The sequence below is a fragment of the Guptibacillus hwajinpoensis genome, from assembly GCF_020524165.1.
Classification (GTDB): domain Bacteria; phylum Bacillota; class Bacilli; order Bacillales; family Guptibacillaceae; genus Guptibacillus; species Guptibacillus hwajinpoensis_D.
Window position 1 is genome coordinate 787,749 of the sequence record NZ_JAIVKU010000005.1, and the last position, 16,958, is coordinate 804,706.

At 40.0% G+C, this 16,958-nt stretch carries 23 protein-coding genes and 1 other annotated feature; of the genes, 9 read left to right on the forward strand and 14 right to left on the reverse strand.

What is annotated here, in order from left to right; genetic code table 11:
- Positions 1–23 precede the first annotated feature (23 nt).
- The 4 genes from LC090_RS17155 to LC090_RS17170 form a co-directional block, all read right to left on the reverse strand.
- Complete coding sequence (locus LC090_RS17155) at positions 24–1,025, reverse strand: tryptophan--tRNA ligase (protein WP_226659229.1); 1,002 nt, start codon at positions 1,023–1,025, stop codon at positions 24–26.
- Between the two features lie 47 nt (positions 1,026–1,072).
- Positions 1,073–1,311 (reverse strand) — a binding site (T-box leader).
- Between the two features lie 56 nt (positions 1,312–1,367).
- Positions 1,368–2,090 (reverse strand): amino acid ABC transporter ATP-binding protein, encoded by a 723-nt coding sequence (locus LC090_RS17160; RefSeq protein ID WP_226659230.1) that lies wholly within the window; start codon positions 2,088–2,090, stop codon positions 1,368–1,370.
- Positions 2,087–2,746 (reverse strand): amino acid ABC transporter permease, encoded by a 660-nt coding sequence (locus tag LC090_RS17165; RefSeq protein ID WP_226659231.1) that lies wholly within the window; start codon positions 2,744–2,746, stop codon positions 2,087–2,089. The genes LC090_RS17160 and LC090_RS17165 overlap by 4 nt, the downstream gene beginning before the upstream one ends.
- A 92-nt stretch (positions 2,747–2,838) precedes the next feature.
- Positions 2,839–3,672: a basic amino acid ABC transporter substrate-binding protein gene (locus LC090_RS17170; RefSeq protein WP_425590666.1), complete on the reverse strand. Its 834-nt coding sequence runs from the start codon at positions 3,670–3,672 to the stop codon at positions 2,839–2,841.
- Positions 3,673–4,016: 344 nt separating this feature from the next.
- Here LC090_RS17170 and LC090_RS17175 point away from each other — a divergent pair, with 344 nt between their 5' ends.
- Entirely contained in the window at positions 4,017–5,099 is a 1,083-nt protein-coding gene (locus LC090_RS17175; protein ID WP_226659232.1) for a fatty acid desaturase family protein, read from the forward strand.
- A gap of 92 nt (positions 5,100–5,191) precedes the next feature.
- Here the strand turns inward: LC090_RS17175 and LC090_RS17180 are convergent, their stop codons facing one another.
- Entirely contained in the window at positions 5,192–5,287 is a 96-nt protein-coding gene (locus tag LC090_RS17180; RefSeq protein ID WP_142329528.1) for a YjcZ family sporulation protein, read from the reverse strand.
- A 203-nt stretch (positions 5,288–5,490) separates the two neighbouring features.
- Between LC090_RS17180 and LC090_RS17185 the strand changes: the two genes are divergently transcribed.
- Genes LC090_RS17185 through arsC form a run of 3 tightly spaced genes read left to right on the forward strand, consistent with a single transcriptional unit; the run spans position 5,491 to position 7,591 of the window.
- Positions 5,491–5,838 (forward strand): ArsR/SmtB family transcription factor, encoded by a 348-nt coding sequence (locus LC090_RS17185; RefSeq protein ID WP_226659233.1) that lies wholly within the window; start codon positions 5,491–5,493, stop codon positions 5,836–5,838.
- Positions 5,839–5,851: 13 nt separating this feature from the next.
- On the forward strand, positions 5,852–7,144 hold the full coding sequence (locus LC090_RS17190) for an arsenic transporter (protein ID WP_255648139.1): 1,293 nt from the start codon (positions 5,852–5,854) through the stop codon (positions 7,142–7,144).
- 24 nt (positions 7,145–7,168) lie between these two features.
- A complete protein-coding gene (gene arsC / locus LC090_RS17195; RefSeq protein WP_226659234.1) occupies positions 7,169–7,591 on the forward strand; it encodes an arsenate reductase (thioredoxin) in 423 nt (140 codons plus the stop codon).
- Positions 7,592–7,768: 177 nt separating this feature from the next.
- Here arsC and LC090_RS17200 read toward each other — a convergent pair whose 3' ends face one another.
- Positions 7,769–8,056: a putative quinol monooxygenase gene (locus LC090_RS17200; protein WP_226659235.1), complete on the reverse strand. Its 288-nt coding sequence runs from the start codon at positions 8,054–8,056 to the stop codon at positions 7,769–7,771.
- A 75-nt stretch (positions 8,057–8,131) separates the two neighbouring features.
- Entirely contained in the window at positions 8,132–8,425 is a 294-nt protein-coding gene (locus LC090_RS17205) for a hypothetical protein (protein ID WP_369522765.1), read from the reverse strand.
- A gap of 178 nt (positions 8,426–8,603) precedes the next feature.
- Between LC090_RS17205 and LC090_RS17210 the strand changes: the two genes are divergently transcribed.
- The gene (locus LC090_RS17210; RefSeq protein ID WP_226659236.1) at positions 8,604–8,903 is read left to right on the forward strand and encodes an MTH1187 family thiamine-binding protein; all 300 of its coding nucleotides are present in this window, start codon (positions 8,604–8,606) and stop codon (positions 8,901–8,903) included.
- 42 nt (positions 8,904–8,945) lie between these two features.
- Here LC090_RS17210 and LC090_RS17215 read toward each other — a convergent pair whose 3' ends face one another.
- The 3 genes from LC090_RS17215 to LC090_RS17225 form a co-directional block, all read right to left on the reverse strand.
- Complete coding sequence (locus LC090_RS17215; RefSeq protein ID WP_226659237.1) at positions 8,946–10,070, reverse strand: M14 family metallopeptidase; 1,125 nt, start codon at positions 10,068–10,070, stop codon at positions 8,946–8,948.
- A 154-nt stretch (positions 10,071–10,224) separates the two neighbouring features.
- On the reverse strand, positions 10,225–10,389 hold the full coding sequence (locus tag LC090_RS17220) for a hypothetical protein (protein ID WP_226659238.1): 165 nt from the start codon (positions 10,387–10,389) through the stop codon (positions 10,225–10,227).
- Between the two features lie 87 nt (positions 10,390–10,476).
- Positions 10,477–11,673 (reverse strand): MFS transporter, encoded by a 1,197-nt coding sequence (locus LC090_RS17225; RefSeq protein ID WP_226659239.1) that lies wholly within the window; start codon positions 11,671–11,673, stop codon positions 10,477–10,479.
- A gap of 241 nt (positions 11,674–11,914) precedes the next feature.
- On the opposite strand from LC090_RS17225, the gene spx reads away from it, so the two are divergent.
- Positions 11,915–12,310, forward strand: a complete 396-nt coding sequence (gene spx / locus LC090_RS17230; protein ID WP_159781425.1) for a transcriptional regulator Spx — start codon at positions 11,915–11,917, stop codon at positions 12,308–12,310.
- A 19-nt stretch (positions 12,311–12,329) separates the two neighbouring features.
- Here spx and lspA read toward each other — a convergent pair whose 3' ends face one another.
- On the reverse strand, positions 12,330–12,848 hold the full coding sequence (gene lspA / locus LC090_RS17235; RefSeq protein WP_226659240.1) for a signal peptidase II: 519 nt from the start codon (positions 12,846–12,848) through the stop codon (positions 12,330–12,332).
- Between the two features lie 118 nt (positions 12,849–12,966).
- Between lspA and LC090_RS17240 the strand changes: the two genes are divergently transcribed.
- On the forward strand, positions 12,967–13,383 hold the full coding sequence (locus LC090_RS17240) for a universal stress protein (protein WP_226659241.1): 417 nt from the start codon (positions 12,967–12,969) through the stop codon (positions 13,381–13,383).
- A 25-nt stretch (positions 13,384–13,408) separates the two neighbouring features.
- Here LC090_RS17240 and LC090_RS17245 read toward each other — a convergent pair whose 3' ends face one another.
- Complete coding sequence (locus LC090_RS17245) at positions 13,409–13,807, reverse strand: NUDIX hydrolase (protein WP_226659242.1); 399 nt, start codon at positions 13,805–13,807, stop codon at positions 13,409–13,411.
- A 19-nt stretch (positions 13,808–13,826) separates the two neighbouring features.
- Positions 13,827–13,991 carry a hypothetical protein gene (locus tag LC090_RS17250; RefSeq protein ID WP_226659243.1) on the reverse strand — a complete coding sequence of 55 codons (165 nt, stop codon included), beginning with the start codon at positions 13,989–13,991 and terminating at the stop codon, positions 13,827–13,829.
- Positions 13,992–14,181: 190 nt separating this feature from the next.
- On the opposite strand from LC090_RS17250, the gene LC090_RS17255 reads away from it, so the two are divergent.
- Together LC090_RS17255 and LC090_RS17260 are read left to right on the forward strand one after the other, a co-directional pair.
- On the forward strand, positions 14,182–15,165 hold the full coding sequence (locus LC090_RS17255; RefSeq protein ID WP_226659244.1) for a zinc-binding dehydrogenase: 984 nt from the start codon (positions 14,182–14,184) through the stop codon (positions 15,163–15,165).
- A 109-nt stretch (positions 15,166–15,274) separates the two neighbouring features.
- Positions 15,275–15,946, forward strand: a complete 672-nt coding sequence (locus LC090_RS17260) for a DUF4396 domain-containing protein (protein WP_226659245.1) — start codon at positions 15,275–15,277, stop codon at positions 15,944–15,946.
- A gap of 10 nt (positions 15,947–15,956) precedes the next feature.
- Here LC090_RS17260 and LC090_RS17265 read toward each other — a convergent pair whose 3' ends face one another.
- Positions 15,957–16,880 carry an aminoglycoside phosphotransferase family protein gene (locus LC090_RS17265; protein WP_226659246.1) on the reverse strand — a complete coding sequence of 308 codons (924 nt, stop codon included), beginning with the start codon at positions 16,878–16,880 and terminating at the stop codon, positions 15,957–15,959.
- Positions 16,881–16,958: the final 78 nt, after the last annotated feature.

A 16,958-nucleotide genomic window follows, 5' to 3' on the forward strand; every position in this document is an offset into this window, starting at 1 on the left:
TATCGGCATAAATGAAAAAGAAATTAAGGGTGCACCAGAATACCAAGCTTTCTTTTTACTTCTTTTAATAAAGGTATCGCTTTTGCCCTTGCTTTCTTTGCTCCTGCTTCAAGAATGCGATCAAGTTCTTCTGTATGAGATAAATAGTAGTGAAACGTTTCACGTGGTTCAGCGAAGAAATCATTCATTACATGAAAAAGCTCTTCTTTCGCATCGCCCCATCCAATCCCTTCCTGGAATTTCCTTCTCATTTCAATCGTTTGCTCTTCACTTGCAAATGCTTTATAAAACGCAAACACAGTGGAATGATTCGGATCTTTCGCCTCTTTAGGACCAGAGGAATCCGTTGTAATGCGATTAATCAATTTCTTTAACTTATCCGGCTCTTCAAACAGTGGAATCGTATTATGATAACTTTTACTCATTTTCCGACCGTCTAATCCTGGCAGTATGGGCGTGTTTTCATCAACTATGTGTTCCGGCAGCGTAAATGTTCTTCCAAACTGATGATTAAAAGCTGATGCCAAATCCCGCGCAATTTCTACATGCTGAATTTGGTCTTTCCCAACAGGAACGTAATTGGATTGAAATAACAAAATATCTGAGGCCATTAAGATCGGATAAGTAAATAACCCCATATTCACCCCTTCGTCTTCTTCGCGATTCTCCATACGATTCTTTTCAACAATCGCTTTATAGGCGTGAGCTCGATTCATCAATCCTTTTGGGCTAAAGCAGGCTAGAATCCATGATAATTCAAAGATTTCAGGTACATCTGACTGGCGATAGAAGATCGAATGGTCTGGATCGAGACCAAGTGCAAGCCACGTGGCCGCAATTCCGTAGGATAGTTCTTGCATCTCTTTCTGATCTCGAACTTTTGTTAATCCATGATAATCGGCAACAAAATAAACAGCTTCTAGCTCTTTATTTTTTGCTTGATCTAACGCGGGTTTAATGGCACCAATATAATTCCCCAGATGAACTCGTCCTGTTGGCTTAATTCCCGTTACGATCGTCTTCATAATTCCCCTCCAGTTTTTAGACAACCAAAAAGGCCTCTCATCCTCTAAAAAAGGACGAGAGACCCCGTGGTGCCACCTTTATTCGTTTACAAACGTAAACGCACTTACCCCTTACAAAATTCAATAAGGTGTCTCTTGTATCGGTAAGACGCTCCGCCGAATCCTACTAAATGGTTCAGTTCCGGAAGCTCAGAAGCCCATTCATCATTCGCGCACGCTGATTCTCACCCACCATCAGCTCTCTGAAGTGCCACGCAAGATTACTTTTCTTCCTCATTGCCAGGTTATTTTTTCTTATCTTACTTGTTTAGATGAAAAAGAGCAAGAGTTTCTCAATGAATGTTACAGCACCTTGCTCAAAAAAGCTTTTGTTCTCTCTTGCTGTGGATTTTCAAATAACGCGATTGGCGCATTTTCCTCGACAATGTATCCACCGTCCATAAACAAAACGCGGTCTCCTACTTCTTTCGCGAATCCCATTTCGTGCGTAACCACTACCATTGTCATGCCCTCTTTGGCTAGATCTTTCATCACTTCAAGAACTTCTCCCACCATTTCCGGATCCAAAGCAGAAGTTGGTTCATCAAACAACATAATTTCAGGCTCCATTGCAAGTGCTCTCGCTATGGCAACACGCTGCTTTTGTCCTCCAGATAAGGAGTCTGGATAGACATGCGCTTTTTCATATAACCCCACCTTACGTAAAAGCTCGAGTCCCTTTTCCTCTGCTTGCTTCCGCTGCCACTTTCTTACTTTCATAGGGGACAACATAATATTTTGAAGAACGGTTTTATGAGGAAATAAATTAAACTGTTGAAAAACCATTCCTACATTTGTTCGAACCTGATTAATATTCGTTCCCTTTGCTGTTAAGTCCTGATCTTTAATCATCACTTTTCCACCAGTGATCGATTCTAAAAGATTTAAACACCTTAGAAAGGTAGACTTCCCTGAACCAGAAGGTCCGATAACAACCACAACTTCCTGTGGTTTAATTTCGACACTGATCTCTTTCAAGACTTCTAAATCACCGAATGATTTCTTAAGACTCTCGACTTTTATCATGCTGTATCCAATCTCCTCTCGATGTAATTCAATAAATACGTTAACGAAAGGGTTAGGATAAGGTAGATAATGGCTACGGTTAAATACGGTTCCCAAACACGATAATATTGGCCTTGAGCCGCTCTTCCCCAATACATTAATTCCGGTGCAGCAATAATCGCTCCAAGAGAAGAGTCCTTTAATAGCACAATAAATTCATTTCCAAGTGGAGGAATCATTCGTTTAAACGCTTGTGGCAGTATCACGTGACGCATTGCCTGTACATGCGTCATTCCAAGCGATCGAGCTGCTTCCATTTGCCCTCGATCTATCGATTGAATCCCAGCACGGAAGATTTCAGCAATATACGCCGTGGCATTTAAGGATAACGTGACAATAAGTGAAACAAGCGGATTAACGGATTCCATCATTAATGGGATTAATCCAAAGTGAATCAGAAGGATTTGTACAAATAACGGTGTTCCCCTAAATGCATTGATATACCAGATAAACGGATAGCGAATCCACCATGATTTTGAAATTCGTCCAATTCCCATAAATAACCCTAAAATGCTTCCAATTAGAATCCCAGCTAACGAAGCCCCAACCGTAACCATAGCTCCCTTTAGAAAGAAAGGAAGATACTCACGAACAATTTCAATTGAAAATACGCCCATATTCGATCTCCTTTTTGATTTTCTACGATGGTTAACCGACGATGAACGACGACCGTTGTATCGCTTAGACCGTAGTAAGTCGGTTTATTTGTTTATTTTGCTTGCTCAAGCAAATTATCTGTATTGGGCTCTTTTCCAAACCAGTCTTCATAAATCTTAGCGTACTCTCCACTTTCGATCACTTCTTTGATTGCTGCATCAAATTCTGATTTCAACTCACTATCCTTAGGAAACATTAATCCGTAAAACTCAGATTCAAAATTCTCCGGATCCTCAATTGTTTGGAAATTATCTTCCGGGTTATTCTTCACATACTCATTGACGACCGTGTTATCTGTTACTACCGCTTCAACATCATTGTTCTTCAATGCCATAATGGCTACCACATTGTTTTCGAACTTCTTAATATTTGAACTTTTGTCTCCCATAATTTTCTCTGCCGCCGCCTGTCCAGTTGTTCCGTTTTGAACCCCAACTGTCAAGCCTTCGATATCTTTTGCCGTTTGAATATCTGTCCCCTCTTTAAACATCACCATATGTGTTGACTCAAAATAAGGGTTTGAGAAATCAAATGTTTTCTCTCTGTCGTCATTAATCGTAATTCCTGAAATAGCCATGTCTACTTCTTTCCCTTGACGCACAGCTTCAAATAACGGGTCCCACCCTATGTTTTTCGGTTCCCATTCATATCCTGCTTCCTTCATAACAGCATCCAGAAAATCCATATCAAATCCAACGATTTCACCTTTATCCATGTATTCAAATGGAGCGAATGCTGCATCTGTTCCAACAATTAATTTTTCTTTCTTTTCACTATCGGCATCAGAACTGCTTGATGAACTGCTTTGATTCTGACCGCACCCAGTCGTAAGTGCCAATAAACAGGCTAATACAGTAATCAATAACCCTTTCGTGAACATTTTCATTAAAAATCCCCCCAGCTCTATTTTTTTAATATTCTAATATTTTAAATTATACACAACGCTTTTATAATAACAATATTGAAATTTGCGAAAAAGTATGATTTTTCGATCTTTTTCTTCTTTAAAATCATTCATATACCAAAATTTAATGTAAATGATCGCCTTTTACTGGAGGAGTCTCCCATAAACTGAAGGAGATAAGGCTATTTCAAAATAAATTGGGCATGCTTAATAAATGTAAAAGATAGAAAGCACATTCCCGGAGAATGTGAGTTTATCTCACTCATTTTTACTTTTTGCTCCTACATTAGGACAACACTACTTTTTCAACTATAAGGAGGAATAAGATGGACGACCTACACTCATTTAGCTGGTATGCTGCTAAACTAAAAAAACACCTTCCACCTGAAGCCTTTAAGCCCGTCCCAGCTAGACTATATGGCGGACTTACCTATCTCTTTATCACGATCACCGCTTTTTTGCTGATTTACTTCAACGATTTTCACCCGATTATTTTGCTGTTTTTCTCAGCTATCCTTGGCGCGTGTTTTGCAGGCCTTGGGTTTCTCGGACATGAGATTTTGCATGGTACCGTCATACGAAAAGCATGGCTTCGTGATCTATTAGGCGCAATTGCTTTTTGGCCTTTAAATACGGGACCGACACTTTGGAGAAAATGGCACAATCTAAATCACCACGTACATACACAGCATGACGAAAACGATCCTGACGCTTGGCCAACACTGGAACGCATTTCAAAATTGAGCTGGTTTAAATGGATCTACGGCCTTCCCTTGTTTATCCGCTCATTCTTTGCTTTTGCATCACTTACTGTACAATTTAGCGCTCATTCTATGAAAATGTTTTTTACTTATGTAAAAGAATTCAATCGTAAGAAACAAAGAGACCTCTGGCTACAAATGATTTTACCGTGGGTTTCCTGGCTAAGCCTCATCTTTGCAATCGGGTTTCGCAAGTGGGTTTTTGCTTATCTCATTCCACTTTTGATCGCGAACTTTATTGTCATGGCTTACATTTCAACCAATCATCGATTAAATCCGTTAACACCAGTCAATGACCCCCTTGCAAACAGCCTGACAGTAACAGTGCCGAAAATCGTTGATATTCTTCACTTTAATTTCTCATATCACACGGAACATCATCTATTCCCTGGAATGAACCCCAAATATTATCCAAGTGTGAAACAGCATATCAAAGCGATGTGGCCTGAACGTTACCATGAAATGCCGATGATGAAAGCCTTACATGCACTCTGGCAAACACCTCGAGTTTATCAAAAGCAGACAAACCTCATTGATCCAAAAAACAAAAAAACGTACGGCTCTCTTGGTAATAACCTGAACTATATTTCACGGAACAGCGATTCCATAAAGAAGTCTGTCCTACATAAACCTACAAGAAAAGGCTGAATCTACGGATGTCAGCCTTCTTGCGCGTTTATTATTCAACCCATGCTCTTTCAGCAGACTTCGTCTGCTGAATACAGCTTATGTTTTGAGAATTAGTAGCCTCCTCCAACAAAAGCTGCACCTACGATGATAAGGAGAATAAACAGCACTACAATTAGAGCAAACCCACTGCCGTAACCGTATCCCATGGAGTATGACCTCCTTTCCATCATGGATTTAATACATACTATGCAAAAAACAATTTGATGGATGGGCGATTGTTTAGTTTTGTTAGATACTTTTCAATTCCTTCTGTTCATTATGAGTCCAATCTTCTCCCTTTTGTCTTGGAATTCATTTCATCCCCTTGCATACATAAGTGCATGCTTATATAATGATGTCTGGAGGTGACATGATGGAGAAAACAGTTATTGATATAGAACCTGCAGCTTCTGTTTTAAAATTGCTTGGAGACAAAACCCGCTTAACGATCATTGGACTTCTAAAAGATGGCGAATGTTGCGTTTGCGAGTTTGTCGAAGTTCTTCAAATGAGTCAACCATCGGTTAGTCAACATTTAAGGAAATTGAGAGACGCCGAGCTAGTGAAGGAACGAAAAAAAGGACAGTGGGTATTCTATTCATTAAATTCAGATCATGACGCCTTTCTAATGATTGAAGAAATTTTAACCTTCATTCCTGAACAAAAGGAAAAACTCAGTGAGCTAGAAAAAAAAGGATTGCGCATTTGTTGCGATTAATGGGGGAATTTGTTTGACCGTTACACTAGCTATACTTATCTTTGTACTTACCTTAGTGCTTGTTATCTGGCAACCTAAGAACCTCGGCATCGGCTGGTCTGCCTGTGGGGGAGCGATTCTTGCTTTACTTGTTGGGGTGGTAGACTTTCAGGATGTCCTGACAGTGACAGGGATTGTTTGGAATGCCACGTTTGCATTTATTGCCATCATCCTCATTTCACTCATTCTCGATGAAATTGGTTTCTTTGAATGGGCCGCTCTTCATATGGCGAAAGCTGCAAAAGGAAACGGCCTACGGATGTTTATTTACGTATCCTTACTTGGAGCTGTTGTCGCTGCGTTATTCGCCAATGATGGAGCCGCACTAATTTTAACACCAATTGTACTCGCCATGGTGCGAAACCTTAACTTTAAGGAAAAAATGATTTTTCCGTTTATTATGGCGAGTGGTTTTATTGCCGATACAACCTCGCTTCCACTTGTCGTTAGTAACCTGGTCAATATCGTTTCGGCTGATTTCTTTAACATTGGATTCGTTGAATATGCTTCACGGATGATTGTCCCGAACTTCTTTTCACTAGGGGCAAGCATTCTCGTGCTCTATCTCTTCTTCCGTAAAGATATTCCGGGAAACTATAATGTTCATGAACTCCGTGTTCCAACTGAGGCGATTAAGGACCGACGCATGTTCAAACTTTCATGGATTGTTCTTGCCGTGCTTCTGATTGGTTACTTTGCAAGTGAGTTTATTGGTGTTCCTGTTTCCATAATCGCTGGCATCGTTGCTATTTTCTTCCTATTAATGGCAAGACGCAGTAGCGCTGTTGAAACGAAGAAAGTGATTAAAGGGGCACCCTGGGCTATTGTTTTCTTCTCAATTGGCATGTATGTCGTTGTATATGGTCTTCGGAACCAAGGACTAACGGATATTCTTGCAAATGTGATTCAAGCTGCAGCCAACCAGGGATTACTCGTTGGAACAATTTCAATGGGCTTTATTGCTGCAATCTTGTCATCAATCATGAACAATATGCCAACGGTTATGATAGATGCGCTTGCTATTGAAGCAACAACTACCTCTGGTACGCTTCGAGAAGCGCTCATTTATGCGAATATTATTGGCTCTGATTTAGGACCAAAAATCACCCCAATCGGATCCCTTGCCACTTTGTTATGGCTTCATGTCCTTTCACAAAAAGGCGTTAAAATCTCGTGGGGATACTATTTCAAAATCGGGATCATCTTAACTGTACCAACGTTGCTTATTACGTTACTTGGTCTCTATATCTGGCTACTTATCCTCTAAAATTCGATTCAAAAGGAGCACATTATGTCTAATAAAAAATCAATTTATTTCTTATGTACAGGAAATTCATGCCGAAGCCAAATGGCTGAAGGTTTTGGAAAAAAACACCTCGGAGAAACATACGATGTTTATTCTGCAGGAATTGAGGCTCATGGTCTTAATCCAAATGCCGTGAAAGCGATGAAGGAATCTGGGATCGATATCTCTAACCAGACTTCTGATAAGATTGACATGGAGCTTTTAAACAACGCAGATTTTGTTGTCACGCTTTGTGGCGATGCCAATGACAAATGTCCTGTTACACCTCCTCATGTTAAACGCGATCATTGGGGATTTGATGACCCTGCGAAAGCAGAAGGATCAGAAGAAGAAAAATGGGCTTTCTTCCAGCGTGTACGCGATGAAATTGAAGAGCGTATTGCACGTTTTGCGAAAGAAGGACGCTAATACAGGAAAAAGGCACGGTGGATAGTCATCCAGCGTGCCTTTTTCTAACCCATTTTTTGTTATTTACGCGATCGTCGAGATTATTCTGCGAATCTCGAGATTTTTTCCGCGAAAATCGTATTTTACCCACGATTCCACAGTTATTTCCGCGGAAATGAAGAGCGATCTACAATCAAGTTAATCCAGCTTCTTCATTTTGTAAACTTCTCTACTATCAATCAAAGAGCCTATATCCTGGCGATATTTTTCATAGTGCTCCGAATGAATATGCGTCTCGATCGCCTGCTGATCTTTCCACACTTCATAGATCACAAACGTCGTATCTTCTATCGACTGGTGAACATCATACTGAATATTCCCCTCTTCCTTACGTGACCCTCTGAGCACTTCCTGAAGAACACGCAGTACGTCTTCCTCTTGTCCCTTTTTTGGCTTCAAAATAGCATTAACAGCGATTTGATCCATTTGTTTCTACCTCCAATGCTTGTTTACGAATAGGATAAGCATAGAAGCATGATCTTATCAAAGCAATTTATATGCTTATGACTTTACTGGTTTTAAAATCGTTCGCTGCAGTGGCACTCCACTCATCGTTACATTCCGTTCAATAAACATGTACGTTTTGCCATCGATTTTAAATCTACGATCCCCTAAGTAGTCGACCTCTCTCCCCTGTGCGCGCAATTCACCTTTCAAGGCTCTCACATACTCATTGTAATCAATATAGCGATCGTCCAAATCAATCTGAATATGGTTTTTCCGATACCCCATTAGCCAATTAAATCCAGTTAAAGAGGCAACGATAACAGCAATCATAAGGAAAAAATTCAGCACATAGCATCCCTCCAGCAGCTTATATTCTTAATACGATGAAAGGCTCTATCACGTTTCACTTTTTGTAAAATAAGGAATTTCGATTAGTACTTTCGAAGTAAGTTCAGTTATTGCACGTTTGGAAAAAGCAAGAACAGTCAATAGACTACTATCATGAATAAACTGGAGGAGATTGTTTATGGCTTTATTAGAAATCAGCGTAACACCCGTTGGGACAAGTCAAACGAGCATGAGTCATTTTGTCACAGAGGCCGTTCGACTCGCTGAAAAAGAAGGCTTTACCTATCATATAGGACCTACCTCTACTGTCTTTGAAGGAAATGTAGATGAACTTTTTGAATTAGCAAGAGACATTCACACGAGTGCTCTTCGGAAAGGGAGTGATCGCGTGATAACAAACATTAAAATTGAAGATCGTGAAGACAAAGCGCTTACAATTAATGGCCAGGTAAATGAAGTACGAAGTTCAATTGGATAGTCACTAAGAAGGAGGTAGCGCATGTAGCGCTACCTCCTGTTTTCACTTTAAGATTCTTTCGTGCTTTAATACACCTTCTATTCCAGTACGGGCTTCGTTTAATACGGACTGCTTCCACTCTGAATCATTCGGATAAAACATCGCTTCAAATTCTCCAAGAATCCATTGGATATCATCGACAGATTCTGCTCCTTCGTGATACAAATGATTCTCTAAAATAATCGTCATAAATTCCCGCAGTTCTGCCTGTTTGTCTGTTCCAAACGTCCCAAACTCAAATAAGGCGGACAGAAGATAGGTTTCTGGATACGCTTCTTCTTTTAATTTATAAAAATGATTCGTGGAGTCTCCTTTTACTTTTTCAGGGGTATATTTCTCGACATTCTTAAGATGGTAGGCTTCTTTTAATTCATCAACACTTCTACCATCATGTTCAGAGATGACCATTGTGACCTCATTTGTTGGTCCAAGAGCCGTATGCCAATCCATATGAATCACGTTTGGATACGTTCCTAACAATTTTTTTTGAATTCCTTTTAAGAACTCAGCGGATTCTTCAGCCGTATCCCCTCCATAATAGACCCCTCGCTCAAATTGAAATTGCCCCATTCCTTTTGCTTTCTTAAGTCCCGCGTATCCTTCTTTTGCGAGTCCTTTAATTAGCTGGGCATAAAGCTTATGCCTTTCTTCTTTCAAATTTGTTATTTTTCCATTAGGTAAAAACAAATCACTTTCCTTCGCGTAATTTTTATTCACATCTTTTCGAACTGAATTTTCATCATAGAAATAGTTACGGTTAAGATCGACATTGTTTTCAGTTACTCGACGAAAGTGGCGCATGCCCCATGGGTTAAGGGCATGAATGAGGCAAATTCCAGTTGTTGATGGATCGATTTGATCTAAGTAGTTTTCCACAAAATACTGGACCACCGCTGCCCCTGCATACCCTTCAATTCCATGTTCACCTGTCGTAAAAAAAAGCACGCGATCGTTCGAAGACAGTGCTTCTGAATAGATCATATCAATCGTATTATCCTCTTCTTTTCCTATGCTTTTTGTCGTTAAGGTTGCTTGAGGCCACTTCTTCTGAATGTTATCGAGATGACTGCGAAAAGCCTCACGCGATTCTACGTAATTTTTTGCAAAATAATGGTCTATATCGATCATGGCGAATACTCTCCTTTGTCATTAAGTTGTTCCGATGCGGAATGAATTAGCTAACCTTTACATTCCACCCTGTTCAAATATCAAACTTTCTTGAAATCAAAATCACTTCTAAAAGCACAAAAAAAAGATGAAAACCCGTTTCAGAGTCTCCACCTTATTTGTTGTTCTCGTATTTTTGAAGCTGATGCTGTTTATATTCCGCTAACTCAACTTCCAATCGTTTCTGAGTTCGTTTTTTATCCACATTAAGAAACAGTGCTGCAACGGCAATAAAGCCTATACTTAACATTAAAAATTGTAAAATTAATTCGAAAGACATTCTTTCATTCCTCTCTTTAAACTCTTTTTCGGTTCCCTTGTCAATCTTTACTGGGGGGAGTACATAGTTACCCGTTATTTCGATACTCTAAACATCCGATTCTGGTTTAATCGAAACAAAACAAAGAAGAATAGCTACAGCAGTCACAGCTGCTGACGTATAAAATACAGTTTCGTGGGATTGTTTCATCAGAATGGCATAGATTGGTGGTCCTGCTGCTACACCAAGGAAACGTGTTGAACTGTAAAGCGATGTGATCGTACCACGCTCTTCTTTTTTAACCCCTTCTGTTATAAGCGCATCAAGGCACGGCAAGGACATGCCAATCCCTATCCCTGCTACAAACAATATGAGTAACATGAACCAAAGTCTTTCGGTAAAAGATACACCTATTGTGGCAACAGCAAGCAAAGAAAGACCCGCAAAGATACACCATTTCATTATCGTTTTGTTTTCGCCAATTCGTTTTCCTGCGATATAGGACGTCAAAGAGAGAGCAACGAGCGGAATCGCAATGATCGCCCCTTTTTTAACCCCTACAATTTGAAACTCCTTTTCCAAAAAACCAGCGAGGTAGAAAAGAATACCAAAAAGAACGAACATAATGACGCCACCAATTGCAAATATCGCCGTCAGCCATTTCCCATCTTTATGGAAAATGTTTTTTAAACACGACAAAAAACATGAAAAAGTTTGCGGCTCTTCTTTTTTTTCTGGTGACTCAACAAGGAAAATGACAAGAATGATTGAAATAAGAGAGAAAACCGGAATGGATAAGAACGGTAAGTACCATAGAAAAGATGCAAGAAGCGCCCCCAAAATTGGACTAAGAACTTTTCCGATAGTGTTTGAAGTTTCGATTAATCCTAATCCTGCGCTTACGTCCTTATCACTTTTAAATAAATCTCCTACAAGCGGAAGAACAACTGGTGCTGCTCCTGAAGACCCTATCCCTTGCAGAACCCTTCCAATTAGAATCATCATGTAAGGATCCTTTAAAGACCATGATGCCCATCCCGTCACAAGCCCACCAACTCCTGCAATAAATAAACTGGGAATAATGACTTTTTTTCTTCCATACCGATCAGATAAATAGCCGGCGATTGGAATTAGCAAGATAGCGGCGATTGAGTAAACTGTGATTATCATCGATACTTTAAAGGATGTGATGCCAAGCTTTTTTTCAATGAGTGGTAGAACTGGAATAAGCATTGAATTTCCAAGAGTCATTACAAGTGGAATTGAAGCAAGAGAAATCAAATCCCACTTTTTTTTATCGTCCATGAGCATCCTCCATTAACATCTGCACTTCATCTCTAGTTTGCCTGCACTCGTTTGTGGGTATACCTTAGTAAAACCTGGCTATCTCAATCTAACACGACCACTTTCACTATTTGCGACTTTCGCAAATCAAACATAGATAATCGTCAAAAATGTGTAACATAGCTTACAGTCAGCGAAACACTTTTTTTAGTATACTTAACATGGAGATGAACCATGTAAAATCCGTTTGGAGGTCAAACACATGATTACACTTTATACGTCACCAAGCTGTACATCTTGCAGAAAGGCTAAAGCATGGCTTGAGGAACACAATCTTCCGTATGAACAGCGCAACATGTTTGCTAAACCACTATCTGAAGATGAAATTAAAGCGATTATACGTATGACTGAAAAAGGAACAGAAGAAATCATCTCTAAGCGCTCAAAAGCATTTGAAGCACTCGATAAAGAACTTGATGAGCTAACCCTTCAGGAACTGTACAGTCTGATTAAAGAAAACCCAGGCATTTTGAAACGACCGATCCTACTTGATACCAAACGCCTTCAGGTTGGTTTTCATGAAGATGAAATAAGAAGCTTTCTACCGAGAAAAGTACGTGCATTTCAGCTTGAACAGATTCTTCAAGAAGCACAATAAAATGAAAGCGAGAGAGGAGTTATCCTCTCTCGCTTTTTTGTAGCTTATGATTTGAATTTTCATCCAAACCAGGCACCGTAAATTTTTTCATAAAATAAAGAAGAACGACTAAGATAAAACCGTATCGAATCTCCATATCAGCTACGTTAAAAATCCCTGAACTCCATTTCACCGAAAGAAAATCAATGACGTAACCATATTGAATCCGATCCACCAAATTGCCAATTCCGCCACTAATGAGCAAACTAAAAGCAAGCTGCATTGCAAAACGTTTTGGTGTCGCCAGTTTGTACCCATAGATCAAAAGAAGGACGATACTCGCTTGTAAAAAAAGTAATAAGCTCGTATATCCTTCTAACAACCCCATAGTAGCTCCAGCATTATAATAGAGCTGAAGCCCGAAGCCATCAATCACTTCAACTCGGTCATTTCGTTCTAACACATGATCCATCCATCGTTTTGAGACAAGATCAAGCATCAGGAAAACAGAAACTAAAATGATCATTCGCTTCAAATTCGCTTCACACCCTTTTTTCAAGATTTATTCTCCCTCATTCTCCTTTCAACTTTCACTAATGGAAACTTGATTTAATCCCCTGTTATAAGGGTAATGATAACTAGCATCTACTGTTAAATGGCAATGGAGGTTTTAGACAATGTATCAACAAATACTGCTTGCTTCAGATGGAACCGATAACGCAGTAAAAGCAGCAGAAAAAGCATTTGAGCTGGCGAAATTATCCGGAGGTCGTGTAGAAATTGTATACGTCATTGATGGTGAAACGTCAAAGCATGATGTGCTACGTCACGCTAATTCCCCTGAGATCGAGCTCGAACGAAGAGGCAAACTTCGCTCGACTGAAGAGTTGGCTAGAAAGACAGCAGTTCCATATGAAGTGAGCATGCTCCACGGCTCTCCTGCAAAAACAATTTGTGATTATGCCCAAACGCAAAACATGGATGTCATTGTCATGGGAAACCGAGGCGTGAATGCTCTTCAAGAATTGGTGCTGGGAAGCGTTAGCCATCAGGTCATCCACAAATCTAACCGCCCAGTCATGGTCGTAAAATAATGAGAAAAGACTCCGTAAGCGCTACCTACGGAGTCTTTTCATATAAGTAATTCGTTAAATAGGAAGCATCTTCAGGATAGGCATGAGAGATATTTTCTACTTGATTGATGGTCTTCCACTCAATTTCCTTTACTTCGTTATCAGCCTGTGGAAGGGAAATCATTCCTCCGACGACATTCACTTCATAATAATACGTGGTGACATGAAAACCATTTACATTTTGATCTTTCACAAATAATGGCTTTTCAATCGCAACGTCATAGCCTGTTTCTTCTTTCACTTCACGAATGCAGCACATCTCAGGCGTTTCACCTTTTTCAATTTCTCCAGAGGGTACGGCCCATTCCTCCTTCTCATTTTGAATCATCAGCAAATCCCCCTGATCATTCGTACAAACTGCCGCTGCCCCAATCCATTCCTGCATAATCATTCACCCTTTTATTTCAATCATTATGAACGTATTGACTTGTATGACTTTTCACTTCTTCTTCCGCTAATTCATTAGTCGGTCGAATTGGTGGTTTCGTTCCAAACACTTTTTGAAATAGAAAACCAATCATGAGAATCGCGAAAATCGATCCCCAAAAAAACCATCCAATTAGAGTCATCTACTCACTCCTTATTTAAATGTTCTACTCCTTCTACGATTTTGGAAGCTGTTTTGTTTCACATAGTTACTAAAAAGTGCCTACTTATTAAAAAAAATAATTTATTTTATAATGTCAAAACGAGTAGGTTTATAAAAACGTATCGAAGTGAATCATATCCATATTCATTCATATTAAAGGAGGAGCCAAAATGAAAGCTTTGTTACTTAAAGAAAAAAATCAATGGGGTTCCATGGAAGTACAAGAGATCGAAACCCCTTCTCCAAAAAAAGGAGAAGTTCTAGTAAAGATTCACGCCGCAGGATTAAACCCTGTTGATTATAAAACCGCAACGAACGGTAACCCTAATTGGGAGTATCCGCATATCCTTGGACTTGATGGTGCTGGTGTGATCGAACAAGTTGGAGAAGAAGTGATCGATTGGAAACCCGGGGATCGAGTTGTATACCATGGCGATCTAATGAAAAAGGGAACATTTGCTGAATATGCCATTGCACAAGCTCATACGATTTCAAAACTTCCTGAAGCTATTTCCTTCGTTGATGCCGCTGCGCTTCCAACAGCAGGCTATACTGCTTATCAAGCCCTTTTCCGCAAGCTTCATATTCATCGTGGGCAAACCATACTTATTCACGCTGGTGCTGGAGGTGTTGGTGGCTTTGCAATTCAGATGGCGAAGTACATGGGTCTAACCGTCATTACGACCGCTTCAAGTCATAACCATGATTTCGTAAAAAAACTTGGTGCTGACTATGCGATTGATTACAAAGAAGAGGATTTCGTTGAACGAACGCTTCAACTAACAAATGGAATTGGCGTTCACGCCGTTCTTGATGCTGTTAGCGGAGATAATGCAACAAAATCACTAGATACCCTTACATTTAACGGGCAAATTGCCTATATTGCGGGTGCCCCAGACTTTCAACAAGGTGTCTCTTTCGCTCGACCACTTTCTTTCCACCAGATCGCTCTTGGAGGCGTGTATCAATCGTCCAACTTAGCAGAACAAGCGGACCTGGCGATGATGGGCGATGAAATGATTCAACTTCTTCTAGGTGGGAATCTCGATCCGATGATTACAAAAACCATTGCACTTGAAGAGGTGCCACAAGCGTTAATTGAGCTTTCTGAGCGCCATGTGACTGGTAAAATTGTGACTAAAATTAGCGAATAGCTTGTTAGGACCGCTCTCAATAGAGCGGTTCTTTTTATTGAGAAAAGTTACTCCTGTTTTAGAAATACCCCTAGTGGGTAAAGCATAAGTACATACATTAAAGACAGGGGTGATTTTCTTGACAACCTTACAGCTTATTTCTATTTTCGCACTTTCAATTGGTTTGCTCTCCTCACTCGTCATACTTATTGACATCATACGTCATCCCCAAATGATGAAGATCATGAATGTGGTCTGGCCAATAAACGGGTGGTTCCTCGGACCCTTTGCTATTTGGGCGTATTTTAAATGGGGGCGATTAAAAGCCAAAAACCTCGACTATGAAGACAATCGAGGAAAACCAGCAAAAGTGTTTATGTCTACAAGTCATTGCTCAGCTGGCTGCACATTAGGAGATGCTGTTGGCGTTCCAATTGTGGCATTAACCGGATTTGCGCTTCTTGGATCTATTCTCTATACCCATTACCTAGTTGAATTCTTACTCGCGTATGGGTTTGGTATCCTTTTCCAATTCTATGCGATTTATCCGATGAACAAAGATCAAGGGGCATGGAATGCAATTAAAGAAGCTGCGAAAGCAGACACGCTTTCTTTAATTGCATTTGAAGTCGGTATGTTTGGATGGATGGCGATTGTTCATTTTGTATTATTTACTGAGCCACCCAAACCTGACTCAGCTGTCTATTGGTTTATGATGCAAATTGCCATGATTCTCGGATTTGCGACAAGCTACCCTGCGAATTGGTGGCTAGTTAAAAAAGGGATAAAAGAAGCAATGTGATAAGTCAGGCCTATGCCTGGCTTTCTTCATACCATTTTGGAGTTGTTCGATTAAACCCTTCGTACATTTCCCATACATACGCGATTGCCTCTTTAGCATGCGGAAGGTCATCCGGAAAGTAATCCGTAACCCAGTTCATATGATAGATCAGGAGCTGGGCCATGTGGACCGAACGAATTTTCCAGAAAAGATCAGGAACTTCATCAGAAAAGTAGCCTTGAATCATCCCTTGTGAAAAAGGAATGCTCAAGCGACTCGAAAACAATTCAAGCTTATCAAACTCAGAATAAGCCGTGTTGACTCCACATCGGTTAAAATCAATGACTCCAGCATACTTTCCATGCTGAATAATCAGGTTTCCTGCATGATAATCATGATGCGCAAATACAAGCTTACTCTCTCCAATAAGTAGCAAGTTTCTCCTGACATAATCAATGATCTTATGATCATTTGGAATGCGTGTTCCAAGCTTCGAATACCGCTCCACCGCTTTCTCAAATTTAGTTTTCACAAAATTCATATGTTGAGATTTAGAGGCCTCAATGGACATATCATGCATTTTGCAAAGATCTACTCCTGCCTCATACCCAGCTGCGTATTGTTCGTCGACTGTTAAGCGTGGTAAAGCCACCTCCCCATCTTCTCCTTCAAGAAAAGAAAAGATTGTATAACAGAAGTTTTCTTCTGGAAGGATACCAAAAGCAAAGACTTCCTGACATCGAACACCCATCTCTCTGAACGCATGCATCTTTGCTACTTTTTCTTGTACTCGTCCACTTAAAGCTAATTCATATATTCGAAGCAATACTCGTTTTCCATTCCATTGGGTTACGTATTTTAAATCAAACGAATACCCTTTTGTAATTGGAATGAGTGTCGCTTCAGTCAATTCAGGGATCAAAGTGTTCATTTTCTCTTCTGTAAGGTTTTGCATTTCTTCCTCCCCTTTCTAAAGGAAATATTATCCTACCAAATATTCAGAAGAAAAGAAAGATTGCCTCAACAATTTTCG